Origin of the sequence: Micromonospora sp. NPDC049799 (assembly GCF_040656655.1) — a bacterium.
Lineage (GTDB): Bacteria > Actinomycetota > Actinomycetes > Mycobacteriales > Micromonosporaceae > Micromonospora.
Genome location: NZ_JBFAMU010000071.1, coordinates 1 through 16,524, shown reverse-complemented (window position 1 = coordinate 16,524; position 16,524 = coordinate 1). Strand labels below are relative to the sequence as shown.

Sequence of the window (16,524 nt, the reverse complement as noted above, 5' to 3'; positions counted from 1 at the left end):
CCGCGCGGCTGCTCGCCGCGCACGGGCTGACGCTCGGCCACGTTCCCCAGTCCTACGAGTACGCGACCATCGGCGGATTCGCCGCCACCCGCTCCTCCGGCCAGGCCTCGGCCGGCTACGGCCGCTTCGACGACATGGTGACGGCACTGACGGTCGCCACGCCCCGCGGCACCCTCCGCATCGGTCGCGCGCCCGCCTCGGCCGCCGGCCCCGACCTGCGGCAGCTCTTCCTGGGCAGCGAGGGAACGCTCGGCATCATCACCGACGTCACCGTGCGGGCACGTCCCCTGCCGGCGCAGTCCCACCACGAGGGCTGGCGGTTCGAGTCGTTCGCCGCCGGCCTGGACGCCGTACGCCGGTTGGCGCAGGACGGGCCCCGACCCACGGTGCTGCGGCTCTCCGACGAGGTCGAGACCATGATTGGGGCCGCCGGCTCCGGCCGCTCCGACGGGGGATGCCTGCTGATCGCCGGGTACGAGGGCGCCGACGTCCGGTCCACCGCCGAGGCGGCGGCCGACGTGCTGGCCGCGCACGGCGGTGTGCCGCTGGGAGCGGAGGCGGGGCAGCAGTGGGCACGGCACCGCTTCGACGCCCCGTACCTGCGCGACGCGCTGCTGGACGCTGGAGCCTTCGCGGAAACCCTGGAGACCGCCGCGTACTGGTCGACGCTGCCGCAGGTGTACGACCACGTCCGGCAGGCCCTCCTCGACGCGCTGCCGGACGGGGCGCTGGTGCTGGGTCACGTGTCCCACGTCTACGAGACCGGCGCCTCGCTGTACTTCACGGTCATCTGCTCCCCGGGGTCGGACCCGATCGGCCGCTGGCACACCGCGAAGGCGGCGGCCGGCGACGCCATCGTCGCCGCCGGCGCCACCATCACCCACCACCACGGGGTCGGTGCCGACCACCGGACGTGGTACGCCACCGAGATCGGCGACGTCGCCGTGGACCTGCTCCGGGCGGTCAAGCGGCACGTGGATCCGGCCGGCATCCTCAACCCCGGCATCCTGGTGCCGTGAGGTGCGCGCCTTCGCGGTGATCCTCGGGCCGGCCGCGCGCCGGGGACTGTCCCGCCTGATGCCGGTTGCCCACCACCTGCGGGCCGCCGGCGCGCGGATCCGGGTGGAGTACACCCAGACCACCGAGCAGGCCCGCCGGTGCGCCGCCGAGGCGGTCGACGCCGGCGAGGTCGTCGTCGCCGCCGGCGGGGACGGCACCATCCGACTGCTCGCCGGCGCCGTCATCGACGCCGGGGGGCTGCTCGGCGTCGTCCCCGCCGGGCGCGGCAACGACCTGGCCCGTCAGTTGATGCTGCCGCACTCCCCCACCGAGGTCGCCGACCTGCTGCTGCACGGTCGGCCCCGGCAGCTGGACGTGCTGCGCGTCGCGGGGCAGACGATCATCGGAAGCGTCTACGCCGGCATCGACGCCGCCGCCAACGAACTGGCCAACCGGTCCCGCCTGCCCGCGTCGCTGGTGTATCCCACCACCGGGCTGCGCGCGCTGCTGCGCTGGCCCCGCACCCGGTACACGATCACCGTCGACGGCCGGACCGAGCAGGTGCACGCGTACACCGTCGTCGCCGCGAACTGCGGGTACTACGGCGGCGGGCTCCACGTCGCCCCGGCGGCGCGGCCCGACGACGGGACCCTGGAGGTGGTGGTGATCCGGCACGCCAGCCGGTTGCTGTTCCCGGTCGCCCTGTGGCGGATGCGTACCGGCTCGCACGTGCGGCTGCGGCAGGTCACCTCGTACCGCGGCAGCTCGGTCACCGTGCGCGCGGACCGTCCGGTCGCCGTGTACGGGGACGGGGACCCCGTGGGTTGGGGACGGGAGGTGCACGTCGAGGTACGGCCGAGGGCGCTGCGGATCATCGCCGGCTAGTCGGGGCGCAGGTAGCCGTCGACCAGGCGGGCCAGCTCACGGTCGAACTCGGCGACCGGCACGCCGTCGGCGACCGTCCGGACGGAGAGCACGAAGGACTGCGTGACCAGGTAGACCGCGCGGGCCAGGAGCGCGGCGTCGCCGGGCCGGACCGAGCCGTCGGCCTGACCCCCGGCCACCGCCGTGGCGAGGAACCGCAGCATCTCGTCCTGACCGCCGCCGCGCCGGTCCAGGAGGTACGGCAGCAGCACCTCCGGGTCGACGTCTCGGATCTTGCACAGCAGGGGGTGCTCCCGCAGCAGCCGCGCTCCCGCCGTGACCCGCGCCACGAGGCGGGACCGGGCCGGCCCATCGTGCTCGTCCTCGCCGGTGGCCACCAGCACCTGATGCCACTCCCGGCTCATCAGGTCCCCGATCAGGGACTGCACGTCGGGCCAGCGCCGGTAGACGGTCATCCGCGAGACTCCGGCCCGGCGCGCCACGTCCGTCAACGTCGTACGGCGCACCCCGTAGGCCAGCACGCAGTCCCGGGCGGCGTCCAGCACCAGGTCGTCCACGCGGCATGTCTACCACGCCCGCCCCGGGACCAGGTCCTCCCCCGGTCAGCGAGACATGGGTGACTCGCCCCGAATACTTCTCCCGACAGCCCTGTTGACCGTCGATCCGCCCGGCCCGGAAGGGCTGGGCGTTTGTCGCCTGACGGCGCGGGTAGCCACGCTGCCTCGGACGGAAGGAGGCGCCATGGCCGAGCTGAGCTTCTACGACAAGGTTGCCGCCCGAGCGGATGTCCCGCCGGAGGCGGCGCCGCCGTTGACGCAGGCCGTCCTGCGTACGCTCGCGGAGCGGATCAGCGGCGGACAGGCGGCGGACATGGCCGGCCACCTCGCCGACGAGCTGACCCCCCTGCTGGTCAAGGGCACCGAGGATCCCCAAAGCTTCGGGTACGAGGAGTTCCTGTGGCGGGTCGAGAAGCGCGCGGGGGTCGACCGGAGTACCGCGCAGCGGGCCGTACGGGCCGTCCTGCAGACCCTGCACCGGGTCGTCGGACACCGGGAGTTCGAGGACGCGATGGCGCAACTGCCCGCCCCGATCCGCGCCCTGGCCGAGCCGGTGCCGCGCGAGCCCTGACAGCCGTGCCAGGTCGCGCGCGTGGCCTGGGATAGCGTGGCCGGATGACGTCTCGGGCTGCCCAGGCACGGGGCCTGGAGACCCGGCAGCGGGTGGTCCAGGTGGCGATGGCGGAGTTCGCCCGACACGGGGTGGACGGAGCCCGGATCAACCGGATCGCCGCGCAGGCCAAGGCCAGCAAGGAACGCATCTACGCGTGGTTCGGCGACAAGGATGCGCTCTTCGACGAGGTGATGCAGGTCGGCCTGGAGGAGTTGTCCGTGGTCGTGCCGATCACCACCGACCTGGTCGACTACACGGTGCGCCTGCACGACACCTTCGCCGCCCGCCCCGACCTGCAACGGATCGCGGTGTGGGCGTGGCTGCACGAGCACGGACAGTCGGGCCGGCTGCCGGAGCGGCGCCTGAAGGGTTACCGCCACAAGATCGACGTGGTGCGTCAGGCGCAGGGGGCGGGCCTGGCCGACCCGGCGTGGCAGCCGCACCATCTCCTGGCGACGTTGATCGCCGTGGCCACGTCCTGGCTGATGGCGCCCGTCGACCTGCACCAGGTCGCCGCGACCGCGGACGGCACGGCGCTGGATCCACGCGCGGAGGTCCGCCGTGCGGCCGAGCGCCTGGTGCGTCCAGGGCCGTAGGGTCGCCGGCCGTTCGGCTCCGCGGTTTGCTGACGGGGTGAACCGAACCACACGGTTTGATATCGGCGCTCGGGAATGATAGACCTGAGACCGAACCGCCTGGTTCGGATTCGGAGGTACGGCCGATGCGTACGGTGTTGATGGTCGTCTCGGCCGCGGACCACTGGACGCTGCGCGACGGCACGCGACACCCGACCGGCTTCTGGGCCGAGGAACTCGTCGAGCCGCACCGGCACTTCACCGAGGCCGGTTGGCAGGTCACCGTGGCGACTCCCGGCGGCGTCGCCCCGACGGTCGACCCGCTCAGCCTCGGTCCCCTCGCCGGCAGCCCCTGGCGGACCCGGCGCCACCGCCGTTACCTCGCCGCGCACGCCGACACGTTCGCCCGGCCCCGGGTGCTGGCCGGGATGAACCCCGACGACTACGACGTGGTCTTCTACCCCGGTGGGCACGGCCCGATGGAGGACCTCGCCGTCGACCCCGTCTCCGGCGCCCTGCTCACCCGCCGACTGCGCTCCGGCAGGCCGCTCGCGCTGCTCTGCCACGCTCCCGCGGCACTGCTGGCCGCTGGTGACGAGGACGGCACGTGGCCGTTCGCCGGCTACACCCTGACCGCCCTGTCCAACCGGGAGGAGCGGCTCAACCGGTTCGCGCGCAAGGCGCCGTGGCTCCTGGAGGACCAGCTCGTCGAACGCGGCGCCCGCTACGTCGCGGGCCCGATCCCGCTGCGGCCCCACGTCACCGTCGACCGCAACCTCTACACGGGCCAGAACCCCGCCTCGTCCGTACGGCTGGCCCGCCGGCTGATCGCCGACCTCACCGAGCATCCGGCACTCGCGGTGACCGTCAGTCACACCGTCCCCGCACCGCCCGACCGGGTCTACGCGCTGATCAGCGACATCACCAGGATGGGCGAGTGGAGTCCGGAGACCTACGCCGCCCGCTGGATCGAGCCGGGCCACCGGTTCACCGGGCGCAACCGGATCGGCCGGTTCTACCGATGGAACATCAGCGCCACCGTCACCGAGGCCACACCGGGCCGGACGTTCGCCTTCACCACCGACTGGCCGTCCTCCTCGTCCTGGCGGTACCGGCTGGAGGAGGTCGAGGGCGGTACCCGCATCACCGAGTCGATGACCCGGGCGACACCGCAGATGGCGATCGTCCGCCGGATCCAGGACGCCGTCGGCGTACGCGACCGCGCTGCCCACCTGCGCGCGGGCATGACCACCACCCTGCACCGCATCGACGCCGCCCTGCGCTAGGAGACGCCCGGCCCGGCGGCGCTTCCCGTACCGTCGTCGGCACCACTTCGGCCGGCACCGGGCGACGCCGACCATGCGTCACGCTGCGCACCGTTCGCGCAACCTCGACCACTCCCCCTCCGTCGCTTTGCTCTGCACCCCGATGCGCACCGGTAACCGGGAGTCACGGCATGGGTCGCAGATCATCTTCGCCTCCTTCCGAAGCCCCTGCTCAGCAAGGTGGCGCATCCCGGGGTGCAGAGCAAAGCGGCAAGAGGCGCATACGACACGGGGGCGACGCGATTACCTTCGGTCACGTGGCGCACACGTAGCTCGCAGTGACTGAACCCAATGGCGTACGCAGGATGCGGTCCAGCCGCCGGACGCATCGCGTGCGCGGCTCAGCCACAGGAGACCTCGGTGAAGGTGAGGTGACGTTCCGGGCAGACCCATGACCATAGGAGTGATCAAAATCTGTGCTCTGAGTGGCCGGTCCGCCGATCAGCCCCTTCGCGGATCCCCGCAGGGCCGAACAGCGGCCGGTACAGCGCGCCGTCAGCGCGGCGAAGGCGACGGTGAACGCCGCGAAGCCCGCGGTCAGCACGAAGGAGGCGTCCGGGTCGGATCGCAGGTTCATCACCACGCCCATCGCCGTGACGGACACGCCGAGGCCCATGCCGCCCGGCGCAGCAGGCCGATCCCGGTGACGGTCGCGACGGGGACGACGATGCCCAGGTCCATGAGCTTGACCAGCCAGAACGGTGTCGGGCTGGACGCGTACTCGGTCAGGGAGGCGGCGTCGGACCAGGCGACGAGCATCGGCCGCAGGTGCAGACCGAACACCAGGAAGACCGCGACCGCCACGAGCACGCCGCCGGCGACGCGCTCCACCCGGCGCGGGGGCGCCGGCAGGTCGGCGGGCACCGCCCGCCACCCGAGGACCAGGGTTGCCTCGGCCAGCAGGAAGACGGCGAGAAGCAGCGGGAAGAACCGCTCCACGTTGCCCGGTAGCCGCAGATACTCCTGACCGACGATCACCTGCGCGTACGTGTACAGGGCGAACGCGCCCACGCCGGTGGCGAGCACGGCGCCCGCCACCTGACGCCGAGCCACCAGCACGGCCGCGACCACGGCGAGCGGGACCACGGCGAACGGCGCCGCCGGCCGGCGCCCCCGAACTGCCGGGACCGGCCCGTCCCGGCGCACCGCCGTCGACGTCGTCGTGGTCATGACAGGCCCTCCGATCCTGACCCCCCGTGGACCGGCGTCCGGGGTGCCGGCACGTCCGTCACACGCCTCGACACCCACCGTAGAGACCGCCGGACGGGCGTTGTCAGGGCGAAGGTCCCGGCTTCACGGTGCGCTGTCGCCGGGCCGGGCCGGCCCGTCGGAACGGGCACTACGGCCCTGCCCCGGCAGCCGGGGAGTGACTTCCACTGGGGGGTGGATCCAGCGGGAGGAGACCGTCATGGCGGTCATCGAGGTCGAAGGGCTGCGCAAGGACTACGGCGCCCTGCGAGCGGTCGACGACGTCAGCTTCACGGTGGAACAGGGCGAGGTCCTGGCACTGCTCGGCCCGAACGGTGCCGGCAAGACCACCACGGTGGAGATCCTGGAGGGATACCGGGACCGTAGCGGCGGACGGGTGTCGGTTCTCGGGTACGACCCGGCGCAGGGTCGCCGCGCCTACCGGGAACGTATCGGCATCGTCCTGCAGAGCGCGGGGTTCGAGGAGGAGTTCACGGTCCGGGAGACGGTCCGCCTGCACGCCCGCCTGTATCCACGGGTGCACGACCCGGACCAGGTGCTGGAACTGGTCGGCCTGGCCGACAAGAGCAGAGCTCGGATCAAGACCCTCTCCGGCGGGCAACGCCGTCGCCTCGACCTGGCACTGGGGCTGATCGGTTGCCCCGAGGTGCTGTTCCTCGACGAGCCCACCACCGGTTTCGACCCGTCCGCCCGCCATCGCGCGTGGGACCTGGTCGCCGGACTGCGGAAGCTGGGAACCACGATCCTGCTCACCACCCACTACATCGAGGAGGCTCAGCGCCTCGCCGACCGGGTCGCCGTGCTGCGCGGCGGACGCCTGCTCGTCACCGGCCGCCCCGACGCCCTGACGACGGGCGCCGGCAGCGTCCTTCGTTTCCGGCTGCCGACCGGTCTCGCCTCGGCGGACCTTCCCCGGCTCGACGGCCACCTCGCCGTGGTCGGCGACGTGGTCGAGTTCCGCACCATCTCGCCCATGAGGGACGCGAACGCCCTCACCGGCTGGGCTCTGGACCACGGCGTCGACCTGCCGGACCTCACCCTGACCCGGCCCAGCCTGGAGGACGTGTACCTGCGGCTCGTGGAGGAGGGCACGCGATGACCACCCAACTCGACCCGCCGCCGGTGGCCACCTCGCCGCCGCCGGTGACCCGGCGCCGCCCGGGCATGTGGACACTCGTGGCGGTCCTGGCCGCCCACGGCGTGCGGGCGTTCCTGCGTACGCCGGTGGCCGCGCTCTTCACCCTCGGTCTGCCGGTTCTGTTCCTCGTCATCATCGGCGCGCTGTTCGGCAACGAGATCGTCGAGCCACGCCAGGGAATCCGGGTGGCGCAGTTCTTCACCCCCGTCCTCGCCGTCTTCGGCGTCGCCGAGGCAGCGTTCTGCGTACTCGCGGTCGACACCGCCCTGTTGCGCGAACGCGGCGTGCTCCTGCGGTTGCGCGGGACCCCGGTGCCGCCGTGGGCGGTGCTCGCCGCGCGGGTCTGCGCCGCGGCGGTCTTCGCGCTGCTCGCCGTCGTGCTCGTCATCGGGCTCGGCGTCCTCGCGTACGACGTCCAGCTCATCGGGCGCACCGCGCTCGCCGCCACCGTCACCGTGCTGCTCGGCGTGGCGTGTTTCGCGGCGCTGGGTGTCGCGGTGGTGTCGCTCGTCCGCAGCTCGACGGCGGCGCAGGCGTTCACCAACGGAATCCTGATCCCGCTGGCCTTCATCTCGGACGTCTTCACGATCAGCGAACGCACACCCACCTGGCTGGAGACCGTCGGCTGGGTCTTCCCGCTCAAGCACTTCGCCAACGCGCTCGCCGACGCGTTCAACCCGTTCCTGCCCGGTAACGGCTTCGCCGGCGATCATCTCGCCGTGCTGGCTCTGTGGACGGTCGCCGCGCTGGCGGTCGCCCGCCGGCGTTTCCGGTGGGCCCCGACCGGTGACGGACGCTCGCCGGCCCCGGTACGTGGTGGGCTGTCGACGTCGACCGCGTCCGAGGTGCTCCCCCGCAGCCTGCGCCGGGGGCGGCCCACGCCGTGGGCGTCGGTGGCCGTCCAGGTGGGCTACGCGCTGCGGGTCCTCAGCCGCGACGGCACGGGCGTGTTCTTCGCGGTGGTCTTCCCCGTGCTGCTGGTGGCCCTGCTGCCGGCCCTCATGGCCGAAACCGGGGAGGCACGGACGGAAGCCGCCCAGGTGATGCTTCCCGCCATGACGGCGTACGGAGTGGCGATCGTCTGTTTCGTCACCATCCCGAGCGGGGTCGCCGAGGCGCGTGAAAGGGGTGTCCTGCGGCGGATGCGCGGCACACCGATGCCGGAGTGGGCGTACGTCGCCGGGCGGGTCGGGGCGATGGGTGCGGTGGTCGCGACGATCGCGGCCCTGAGCACGACCGTGGCGGTGACCGGGTACGGCGTCGACGTGCGACCCGCGCGGCTGCCGGCCCTCGTGGCGGTCCTCGCGATCGGTACCGGCTGCTTCGGCGCTCTCGGGTTCGCCCTGCTCGGGCTGGCCCGCCGGGGCCAGACCGTCACCGCGGTGGCGCTCGGCACGCTGCTGCCCCTCGGCTTCATCTCCGACGTGTTCGTGGTCGGCGCCCAGATGCCCGCCGTGCTGGCGACCGTCGGCGACGTCCTGCCCCTCACACACCTCGTCCACGCCCTGGACGACACCCTCGCCGGTACGGCCGGGTCCGCTCCGGCCTGGGGTGATCTGGCTGTGCTCGCCGCCTGGGGCGCCGCCGGACTGATCGTCGTGGCCGTCACCGCACGTCGCGCCACCCTGATCCGGTGAGGACCGGAGGGCCGATGTGAGCAGGTCACCGTGGGGCGATCAGCGGGGCGTAGTCGGCGCGGACGAGCGGTTGTTCGGACAGTGAGCCGTCGGCGCGGGGCACGCCGAGTGGTCTGCCGTCGCGAAGGAACGCCACGGTGGTGACGTCGTCGCGACTGGTGAGGGTACAGACGATCTGCCCGAAGGCGAGAACCTCGTCGCTGCGGCCGGCGGCCTCGTCGGGTGCCTCGACCGCGACCTCGGCCTGCATGCCGGTCACTGTCGTACCGGCGGCGTTGACCGCTCCCGCCAGGGCACTGGTCAGACCGGTGTCGCGCTCGGCCTCGGTGGGCCCGGCGAGCAGATCCTTCAGGTGGTCGTCGGCCGTCGGTGGACGGTCGACACGCCGGACCACGGGGATGATGCGGTTGTCGCGGACCAGGCAGAGGGTCTCGACGGCAGGGCCGGCCGGTTCCGCCGTGTCGGCGGGGGCAGAACTCTGGAACGGGCCCCTCGGCGGCTGCACCCTACGGGCCGTGTCCTCGGTGGGGATGCCGCAGCCGGCCAGCAACGCGGCAAGCGCCAGTGCGACGAGACGGTGGTGGTTCATGTCAGGCTTTCCGGCAGGGTGACTCGGAACCGGGCGCCTCCGCCGGGGCGGTCGGTGACGGTGACGTGCCCGGTGTGCGCGGCGGCGTGCTGGGCGACCAGCGCGAGGCCGAGCCCGGTGCCGTCACCAGCACCACGGGTGTGGGCGGCCCGCCCCCGGACGAAACGGTCGAAGATCACCTCGCGGTCCTCGACGGGCACGCCCGGGCCGTCGTCCTCGACCTCGATGACCCCGACGCCACCGTCCCGGCTGAGCAGGAGGGTCGTCGGACCACCCCCGTAGGTCACCGCGTTGTCGAGCAGATTCGCCAGGATCTGTGCGACACGCCGCCGCTCGACCTGCCACGTCACGGGCACGTCCGGTGCGAGGCGGACGAGCGAGGCGGGCAGGTCGAGGGTGTGGCAGGCGTCCCGCGCCAGCGCCACCACGTCCACCGGAGCCCGGTGGGCGGGCTGGTCGCTGCGGGCCAGGTCGATCAGGTCGTTGACCAGCCGCTGAAAACGGTCGATCTCGTCGGCGACGAGCCCGGCCGCGATGGCGGTTCGTTCGTCCTGGTGTTCCCGACGGCGGGCCAGGACGCTGGCCGCCGCGGCGAGGGTCTGCAGAGGCGAGCGCAGTTCATGGCTGACGTCGGCGGCGAAGCGGCGATCGCGCTCGATGCGGTGGGCGAGCCGGTCGACCATCTGGTTGAACGAGGAGGAGAGGCGGGTCAGGTCGGGGTCGGTCGCCGGGTCGAGCCGTGCGGTGAAGTCGCCGGCGGCGATCTTCTCCGCCGCGTCGGCGACCGCCGTCAGCGGGCGCAGCCCGTGCCGGGTGGCGTACCACCCGAGGGCGGCGCCGGATCCGGCGACCAGGACCGCGACGGTGGTCAGCGCGAGGGCCAGAACGTCGAACGTCTGCTCCAACTCACGCAGGGAGTTGACCTCGAAGAACGTCGCTGTCGGGGACAGGGGCACGCCGACCACCAGGGCGGGCTGACCATCGACGAGTACGCGCTGCACCGCCGGCTCCCCGGAGGCGACGACCCGACGCAGGTCGGCGGGGATGGCGGTGGTGATGCCAGGGTCGGCGTTGCGGCCGTACCACTCGCCGTTCAGGTGGAGCACGGGGCGGCGACCGCCCCCCGTGTCCAGCGACCGGAGCACCTCCACGACGTCGGGAGTGTCGGTGTCGATCCCGGCACGGACGACGGTCGCGTCGAAGTAGGCGGCGCGCAGGGCGGTGCGCTCCCGCTCGTCAATCAGGGAGCGGCGGGTCAGCTCGTAGGAGACCAGGGCCATCGACGCGGCGAGCAGGAGGGCGCCGACGGCGAACGTGGCGATGACCCGGGTACGCAGTCCGAGGCGTCTCATCGCTGGAGTTTGTAGCCCAGGCCCCGGAGGGTGACCAGGTGCCGGGGGGTTGCCGGGTCCGGCTCGATCTTCTGCCGCAACCGGCCGACGTGCACGTCGACCAGGCGCTCGTCTCCGCTGTCGTACCCCCAGACCCGTTGCAGCAACTGCTGGCGCGACAGCACCCGGCCCGCGTGCTCGGCCAGCTCGCACAGCAACCGGAACTCCGTGCGGGTCACCGCGACGGGCTGGCCGGCACGGCGTACCTCGCCCGCGTCGGGGCTGATCTCCAACTCGCCGAAGGCCAGCACGGGCACCGCATCCGGTGCCGGTCCCACGACGCCGGTACGGGCGCGGCGGCGCAGGGCGCGCAGCCGCGCGGTCAGTTCCTTGATCGCCACCGGTTTGACGAGGTAGTCGTCGGCGCCGGCTTCGAGGGCGGCGACGATGTCGTGGGTGTCGTCGCGGGCGCTCACCACCACGATCGGCACGTCGTCGTCACGGCGGAGCTGCCGGATGCACTCGAAGCCGTCGAGGCCGGGCAGCATCAGGTCGACCAGTACGTAGTCGGCCGGGTCGCGGCGCTGGGCGCGCAGGCCCTCCTCGGCGGTGGCCGCGCCCAGAGCGTCGTAGCCCTCGTCCTCGAGTGCGAGCAGCAGCGCCAGGCGGATCCGGTCGTCGTCCTCGATCACCAGTACGGCCGTCATAACAGGCATCATCCCCAGGTCACCGGCCCCGTCGCCAATCGTGTCCGCCGGCCTGCGGATTTGTCACTCAACTGTCACAGATCCGCGCGGTGACCGCCAAGCCCGCCCGGCACGGTGGCGGGCGACCAGGTCGGCGAGGGAAGGGGTACGACAGTGACAGGGCCACTGGGACCCACGCCGTGCGCGCTGCCGCTGGTCGAGGTGTGCATCACGCAGCTCGACCTGGCGTGCCTGCCGGAGGCCGGAGCGGTGTTCGATCGACTCCTGGCCCTGCAACCCCAGCGGGTCGTGGTCGACCTGTCGGGTTGCCGGCACATCGACGCCGCCGCCATCGGCCTGCTGCTCGACGTGCACCGGCGGCTGGCCCGTACCGACGGGGTCCTCGTCGTGCGCGACCCGAATCCCCGCATCCGGCGCATCCTGCACACCGCCCGCCTGGACCAGGTCCTACCGATCGTCACCGAACCGTCGTCGGACGTCCCGGCGGCGGGACACGACCCCCGACCAGACCGGCCCGCGCCGACCGCCCAGGGCCGGGCATCCGTGACCACTCGTCACTGACGTCGACCATGGCCGGCCAGACACCGGACACAGGAAGGACCAGCAGCATGACTGTCGTCCCGGACGACCACCTGATGACACTGATCTGCGACACCTGCGGCGACACCGTCACGGCCACCGCGTGCGTGCTCCCCGACGCCGAGGTCGTCTGGACCCTCGTGTCGGAACACGGCTGGAGCGGCTCCCCGTTCGCCACCGGCCCGCACCGTTGCCCGAGCTGCAGCCTGCTGCCCCCCTCCGGTCGCGCGCACGCGTCGTGCGACAGCCACGGTCCCGGCGGCATCCTCGGCATCGACCACCTCGACGACGCGACCGTCGTCACCGTCACCGGTGACATCGACCTCGACACCGGCGACACCCTGCGCGCCGCGCTGCGTCATGCGGCCGAGATGGGCGGACACGTCGTGGTCGACCTGAGCCGCGTACACGTCATCGATTCCACCGGCCTCGGTCTGCTCGTGCGTGCTCACCGCGACGCCCGCGAGCGCGGTGTCACGCTGTGCCTCGCCGCGCCGTCGCGGTTCATCCGCACCGTGCTGCACACCATGCGCCTGGACGGGGCCTTCCCGATCTTCGACAGCCGTGACGACGCCCTCAGCGGCCTGTCCGAGCGCGTGCTGTGCACCTCCACGGCCGCCGACGCCACGACGGCCGGGCCGCGCTCCGGTTCCTGATCGAGACAAGGAGATCGCCGTGTCCATGCCATGGCCACTGCCGGACGACAACTGGCTCGCCGGCACTGGCGACCAGCCCGAGCCGGACAGCGGGGATCTGCGCATCGAGGCGCTGGTCGCGCAGCGATTGAGCATCGACTGGACCACGCGCCGGCAGCAGATCAGCGTCTCCGTGCAGAACCGGGTCGTCATCCTCTCCGGGCTGGTGAGCGGGACGGACGCACGACAGGTCGCCGGGGAACTGGCCTGGGACGTCCCCGGTGTCGTCGACGTCTGCAACACGCTGCGACCCAGGAACCCGCGGCGTGGCCGACGCTGACCGATGACCGCCGGTCACTCAGCTGCGCGCGTACGACGAGCAGGACCTCCTGCCCGGTCCGCTGCACTCCGTCTCCCGCCCGCCGGCTCCGCACCCTGACAGCTGCTCACCGTGACCTTCGTGTCGGGGGGGGTGGCCGGGGTACGGCCTCGGCGGAGGCCAGTCTGGCGGACTTCGTCCCCATCGAGCAGGTCGCCCGTGTCACCCCGCCGCCCCGGCCCCGCGCGGCGGGATCCACCGGCGTCTTCACCGTGGACTGCGGCACCAACCGCAACGGCAAGTTCAGCCCGGACAACCCGGTGGCCCAGCCGGGAATCCGCAACGGCGCCGAGCATCTGCGCGACTTCGTGGGCAACCTCGCCATCGATGCCGACACCCCCGACGAGGCGCTCGCCGCCTCCGGTACGACGTGCCGGAACGGGGACCGGTCGTCGTACTTCTGGCCGGTGGTCCGGATCGACGAATCGGTACGGTCGAACACCCGACCGACAGAGGATCTCGGCGATGTCCAGCCGATCGTGTCCTGCCCCCGGGTCGCCGACCGCCTGCCGGCGGTGCCCGTCTCGGCCTGGAACGGTGTACGCCGGGACCTGGCCGCGCTGGACCAGCAACTCGCCACGGCCAACACCAGGCTGGCCCCCAGCAGGGGCCGCATCGACCGGAGGCTGAACCAGTCGGTGGTCAGCACGCTTCGCGCCGAGCGGGCCAGGACGATCAAGCGGATCTCCGGGAAGCTGCGGGGTGCGGGCAGCCGACCGGCCAACCTCGTCTCACTGGTGGACTGCGAGATCAGCTATGACGGCCTGCACGCCGTGCACTCCTCCCGCACGACCCGGGTGGCGAGCGGGGCCACCCCGACCGTCCGGTGCCGACGGTCCGCGACCGGCTTCCCCAGGTGCCGGCCACCGCACTCGACGAGGTCAACCGCAATCTGGACCTGCTCGATCAGCAGATCGCCGAGGCGAACGAGCGGCTGGAACGCACGCAGGGTGAGGGCGGCCCGGACCTGGCCCAGAACGCGATCGTCGGCCCGCTGCGCGACAAGCGGGTCGCGGTCCTCGATCGGATCGCGGTCGCCATCAGTCGGACCGGGGAGCGTCCGGTGGGGCTGACGCCGCTGGCGACCTGCGCCCTGGACCGGCGTCCCATCGGCGGGGAGCAGTCGAACGATGCCGGCAGCGGCAACGGTGACCGTCGTCTCCCCGAGCCGCAGGGGCCGGACCTGGAGTTGCCGAACAACACCGGACGCATCGTGCAGCCCTCGCAGGTGCTCATCGAGTACCGGGGCAACCCCACCACGAAGGTCACCGCGATGCCCCGGTTCCTGCGCGCCCTGACCGGAGACGCCAAGCCGACCAGTCGCGGACCGGCGAACGCCCGAGCAACCTGGAGCTGCTCCGGCTTCGCCGACCGGCTCTCCGACAGGTACCCGATCTGCCCGACAGGCAGCCAGGTCATGCGGGTACACGACTTCCCGGGCTGCTGGGACGCGGCGAACATCGACAGTGAGAACCACCGCTCCCACCTGGCCTTCGCCGACCCGACGACCGGCGCCTGCCCGCCCGGCTTCACCGCGATTCCGCAGCTTCGGATCAGCATCTCCTACGACATTCCCCGCACCGTCCAACTCAAGGGCCAGTACGCACTCGACTCCTTCCCGGAGGAGAACCACAACCCCTTCTCCGACCACAACGACTTCATCAACGTCAACACCGAGCGACAGATGAAGACGATCGTGTCCTGCGTCAACACCGGCCGACGGTGCTCGTGAACCGCTGACGGACGCCGCACCCAGCGGCCCGCCCGGGACAGGGCGGCCCTGGAGTGCGGCGTTCGCCGCCTGCCTGAGCCGAGGTCACTTGCCGGCGAAGGCCGCCGGCACGGTGTCCGCGGCTGACGGCGGTGCCGGTCGGGCGTACCGCAGGCTCCGGGTGAGCAGCAGCGTCATCGCCAGCGACAGGCAGGCCAGCAGCGCCACCGCCCGGTGCGTCGGCAGCACGTCGGCGACCACTCCGGCGAGTGCCGCGCAGACCGCCTGCCCGGCCATCATCCCGTTCTGGTGCAGCCCGAGCGCCTGACCGTGCGACTCCGGCGGCGACCTGTCGATCAGCCATTCCTGCAACGGCAGTGAGGCCGCGAAACCGACCGAGGCGACCAGCGCGAGCAGCATCGCCACCGGAAGGTCCGGGTTCAGCAGAAAGGCGACGTACGGCAGGGGCAGCAGGAGTCGCAGCGGCAGGACGCACCGCCGACGCGCGGCCGGCGACAGGAACCGTCCCACCAGCACGTCGCCGGCCAGCATGCCGAGCGCGCCGGCGGCGAAGAGGAAACCGGCCCGGTCCCCCGCGTACGGCAGGAACAGCGCCTCGCAGCCGACGACCAGTCCGTTGGGCAGCCACAGGTTGAGGTAGAGCGCCCGGCGTCCGCGGTCCGCCCACAGCTCCCGGTTGACCCGTAGGGTCCGGGCCGTCGAGGCCCGCGCGCCGGTCCGGGCCGGCCGCTCCCGCAGGCCGAACCACGTCATCGCCGCCGCCAGCGCCCGCATCGCGGTCGCGATCAGGAACACCTGGTACGGGTCGAGCCAGACCAGCAGCAGCCCGCCCGCCCCGAATCCGGCGATCTGCATCACGCCGACGCTGGCGTTCATCGTCGATCGGGCCAGCACGTACGCCCCGGGCGGCAGGATGTCGTTGAGCAGCGACCAGCGGGCGCCACCGGTGATCGACCCGACGTAGGCGACGAGCAGCACGACGGCGAGCCGGACTCCGATCGGCAGCCCCGGGACGGCCTGGATCGCCGTGCCGGCGAGCGCGACCAGCGCGGCGAGGGTCAACGCCCGTCGCGGCGGCAGGCTGTCCGCCACGGAGAGCAGCGTGAAGCTGCCCAGCACACCGGCCAGCGGCGCCCCGAACATGCTCAGCGCGGTCAGCGTCGCCGAACCGGTCACGGCGTAGGTCAGCGAGCCGAGGGCCAGCGCGGAGCTGGTGTGCGCCGCGATGCCGGCGCAGTTGGCCAGGAAGAGGTTGCGGAACTCCCGGACGGTGAACAGTTCCGAGTACGTCTGCACGCCCATGATCCTCCGATCGCGCGGTCCGGGCGCGTAGAGTTACGGCTGGAGGCGAAACATGTCTGTCTGGCAGGTGCCGGTGGATCTGCTCGCGCGCAGCCGGTTCACCATCTCGCCGATGACCGACACGGTCGCCGCGTTGAAGGCGCTGCACAACCCGCGCCGCCCGTGGCAGCACGCTTGGCGGCGTCCGCACCTCGCCGCGTACCAGGCGATGCTGGCCCGGCGGCCGGTCGTGCGGGCCCACCGTGGCCGGTGCGGGGAGGATGGCGACGTGGGGTTGCTGACCATCGGGGCGTTCGCCAGGGCGGCGGGCCTTACGCCAAAGGCGTTACGCC

18 protein-coding genes and 1 pseudogene are annotated in these 16,524 nt (G+C 72.5%); 12 read left to right on the top strand and 7 right to left on the bottom strand.

The genetic code is table 11. The features are described 5' to 3' along the window. Both AB0I76_RS08935 and AB0I76_RS08930 read left to right on the top strand, forming a co-directional pair. Nucleotides 1-1,019 (top strand): FAD-binding oxidoreductase (locus AB0I76_RS08935; protein WP_357032012.1); only part of this gene is annotated, 1,019 nt, incomplete at its 5' end. A gap of 1 nt (nt 1,020) precedes the next feature. Further along, entirely contained in the window at nt 1,021-1,884 is an 864-nt protein-coding gene (locus AB0I76_RS08930; protein ID WP_357032009.1) for a diacylglycerol kinase family protein, read from the top strand. On the opposite strand, the gene AB0I76_RS08925 is transcribed toward AB0I76_RS08930, so the two are convergent. Then, entirely contained in the window at nt 1,881-2,441 is a 561-nt protein-coding gene (locus AB0I76_RS08925) for a TetR/AcrR family transcriptional regulator (protein ID WP_357032006.1), read from the bottom strand. The two genes, AB0I76_RS08930 and AB0I76_RS08925, sit on opposite strands and share 4 nt — an antisense overlap. Before the next feature lie 184 nt (nt 2,442-2,625). On the opposite strand from AB0I76_RS08925, the gene AB0I76_RS08920 reads away from it, so the two are divergent. The 3 genes from AB0I76_RS08920 to AB0I76_RS08910 all read left to right on the top strand — a co-directional run bounded on the left by AB0I76_RS08920 (nt 2,626) and on the right by AB0I76_RS08910 (nt 4,915). Further along, nucleotides 2,626-3,012 carry a DUF2267 domain-containing protein gene (locus AB0I76_RS08920; RefSeq protein WP_357032003.1) on the top strand — a complete coding sequence of 129 codons (387 nt, stop codon included), beginning with the start codon at nt 2,626-2,628 and terminating at the stop codon, nt 3,010-3,012. Nucleotides 3,013-3,056: 44 nt separating this feature from the next. Continuing rightward, a complete protein-coding gene (locus tag AB0I76_RS08915) occupies nt 3,057-3,650 on the top strand; it encodes a TetR family transcriptional regulator (protein WP_357032000.1) in 594 nt (197 codons plus the stop codon). Nucleotides 3,651-3,775: 125 nt separating this feature from the next. Continuing rightward, nucleotides 3,776-4,915: an SRPBCC family protein gene (locus tag AB0I76_RS08910; RefSeq protein ID WP_357031997.1), complete on the top strand. Its 1,140-nt coding sequence runs from the start codon at nt 3,776-3,778 to the stop codon at nt 4,913-4,915. 292 nt (nt 4,916-5,207) lie between these two features. Here the strand turns inward: AB0I76_RS08910 and AB0I76_RS08905 are convergent, their stop codons facing one another. Continuing rightward, a complete protein-coding gene (locus tag AB0I76_RS08905) occupies nt 5,208-5,558 on the bottom strand; it encodes a hypothetical protein (RefSeq protein WP_357031995.1) in 351 nt (116 codons plus the stop codon). After that, nucleotides 5,531-6,124, bottom strand: coding sequence for a hypothetical protein (locus AB0I76_RS08900; protein WP_357031992.1), 594 nt, complete (start codon nt 6,122-6,124; stop codon nt 5,531-5,533). The genes AB0I76_RS08905 and AB0I76_RS08900 overlap by 28 nt, the downstream gene beginning before the upstream one ends. A 238-nt stretch (nt 6,125-6,362) precedes the next feature. Between AB0I76_RS08900 and AB0I76_RS08895 the strand changes: the two genes are divergently transcribed. Both AB0I76_RS08895 and AB0I76_RS08890 read left to right on the top strand, forming a co-directional pair. Beyond that, a complete protein-coding gene (locus tag AB0I76_RS08895) occupies nt 6,363-7,262 on the top strand; it encodes an ABC transporter ATP-binding protein (RefSeq protein ID WP_357031989.1) in 900 nt (299 codons plus the stop codon). Then, on the top strand, nt 7,259-8,938 hold the full coding sequence (locus AB0I76_RS08890; protein ID WP_357031986.1) for an ABC transporter permease: 1,680 nt from the start codon (nt 7,259-7,261) through the stop codon (nt 8,936-8,938). The genes AB0I76_RS08895 and AB0I76_RS08890 overlap by 4 nt, the downstream gene beginning before the upstream one ends. A 25-nt stretch (nt 8,939-8,963) precedes the next feature. On the opposite strand, the gene AB0I76_RS08885 is transcribed toward AB0I76_RS08890, so the two are convergent. The 3 genes from AB0I76_RS08885 to AB0I76_RS08875 are packed head-to-tail and all read right to left on the bottom strand — an operon-like array spanning nt 8,964 to nt 11,565. Continuing rightward, nucleotides 8,964-9,527: a GerMN domain-containing protein gene (locus AB0I76_RS08885; RefSeq protein ID WP_357031983.1), complete on the bottom strand. Its 564-nt coding sequence runs from the start codon at nt 9,525-9,527 to the stop codon at nt 8,964-8,966. Then, a complete protein-coding gene (locus AB0I76_RS08880) occupies nt 9,524-10,879 on the bottom strand; it encodes a HAMP domain-containing sensor histidine kinase (RefSeq protein WP_357031980.1) in 1,356 nt (451 codons plus the stop codon). The genes AB0I76_RS08885 and AB0I76_RS08880 overlap by 4 nt, the downstream gene beginning before the upstream one ends. After that, a complete protein-coding gene (locus tag AB0I76_RS08875) occupies nt 10,876-11,565 on the bottom strand; it encodes a response regulator transcription factor (protein ID WP_357031977.1) in 690 nt (229 codons plus the stop codon). Before AB0I76_RS08875 ends, AB0I76_RS08880 begins: the two co-directional genes overlap by 4 nt. Before the next feature lie 153 nt (nt 11,566-11,718). Here AB0I76_RS08875 and AB0I76_RS08870 point away from each other — a divergent pair, with 153 nt between their 5' ends. From AB0I76_RS08870 to AB0I76_RS08855, 4 genes are all read left to right on the top strand, one after another. Next, complete coding sequence (locus AB0I76_RS08870) at nt 11,719-12,126, top strand: STAS domain-containing protein (protein WP_357031974.1); 408 nt, start codon at nt 11,719-11,721, stop codon at nt 12,124-12,126. 47 nt (nt 12,127-12,173) lie between these two features. After that, nucleotides 12,174-12,800, top strand: coding sequence for an STAS domain-containing protein (locus AB0I76_RS08865; RefSeq protein ID WP_357031971.1), 627 nt, complete (start codon nt 12,174-12,176; stop codon nt 12,798-12,800). A 19-nt stretch (nt 12,801-12,819) separates the two neighbouring features. Next, nucleotides 12,820-13,119 (top strand): BON domain-containing protein, encoded by a 300-nt coding sequence (locus AB0I76_RS08860; RefSeq protein WP_357031968.1) that lies wholly within the window; start codon nt 12,820-12,822, stop codon nt 13,117-13,119. Between the two features lie 865 nt (nt 13,120-13,984). Continuing rightward, nucleotides 13,985-14,890, top strand: coding sequence for a DUF1996 domain-containing protein (locus tag AB0I76_RS08855; RefSeq protein WP_357031965.1), 906 nt, complete (start codon nt 13,985-13,987; stop codon nt 14,888-14,890). A gap of 84 nt (nt 14,891-14,974) precedes the next feature. Here AB0I76_RS08855 and AB0I76_RS08850 read toward each other — a convergent pair whose 3' ends face one another. Beyond that, nucleotides 14,975-16,186: an MFS transporter gene (locus tag AB0I76_RS08850; protein ID WP_357031962.1), complete on the bottom strand. Its 1,212-nt coding sequence runs from the start codon at nt 16,184-16,186 to the stop codon at nt 14,975-14,977. A 58-nt stretch (nt 16,187-16,244) separates the two neighbouring features. On the opposite strand from AB0I76_RS08850, the pseudogene AB0I76_RS08845 reads away from it, so the two are divergent. Beyond that, nucleotides 16,245-16,524, top strand: a pseudogene (locus AB0I76_RS08845) (hypothetical protein); the annotation flags it as partial.

Excerpts from the sequence above, each read along its gene's own strand:
- AB0I76_RS08920 (WP_357032003.1), top strand. The coding sequence starts at position 2,626 with ATGGCCGAGCTGAGCTTCTACGACAAGGTTGCCGCCCGAGCGGATGTC.
- AB0I76_RS08915 (WP_357032000.1), top strand. The coding sequence starts at position 3,057 with ATGACGTCTCGGGCTGCCCAGGCACGGGGCCTGGAGACCCGGCAGCGG.
- AB0I76_RS08910 (WP_357031997.1), top strand. The coding sequence starts at position 3,776 with ATGCGTACGGTGTTGATGGTCGTCTCGGCCGCGGACCACTGGACGCTG.
- AB0I76_RS08900 (WP_357031992.1), bottom strand. The coding sequence starts at position 6,124 with ATGACCACGACGACGTCGACGGCGGTGCGCCGGGACGGGCCGGTCCCG.
- AB0I76_RS08895 (WP_357031989.1), top strand. The coding sequence starts at position 6,363 with ATGGCGGTCATCGAGGTCGAAGGGCTGCGCAAGGACTACGGCGCCCTG.
- AB0I76_RS08890 (WP_357031986.1), top strand. The coding sequence starts at position 7,259 with ATGACCACCCAACTCGACCCGCCGCCGGTGGCCACCTCGCCGCCGCCG.
- AB0I76_RS08885 (WP_357031983.1), bottom strand. The coding sequence starts at position 9,527 with ATGAACCACCACCGTCTCGTCGCACTGGCGCTTGCCGCGTTGCTGGCC.
- AB0I76_RS08880 (WP_357031980.1), bottom strand. The coding sequence starts at position 10,879 with ATGAGACGCCTCGGACTGCGTACCCGGGTCATCGCCACGTTCGCCGTC.
- AB0I76_RS08875 (WP_357031977.1), bottom strand. The coding sequence starts at position 11,565 with ATGACGGCCGTACTGGTGATCGAGGACGACGACCGGATCCGCCTGGCG.
- AB0I76_RS08865 (WP_357031971.1), top strand. The coding sequence starts at position 12,174 with ATGACTGTCGTCCCGGACGACCACCTGATGACACTGATCTGCGACACC.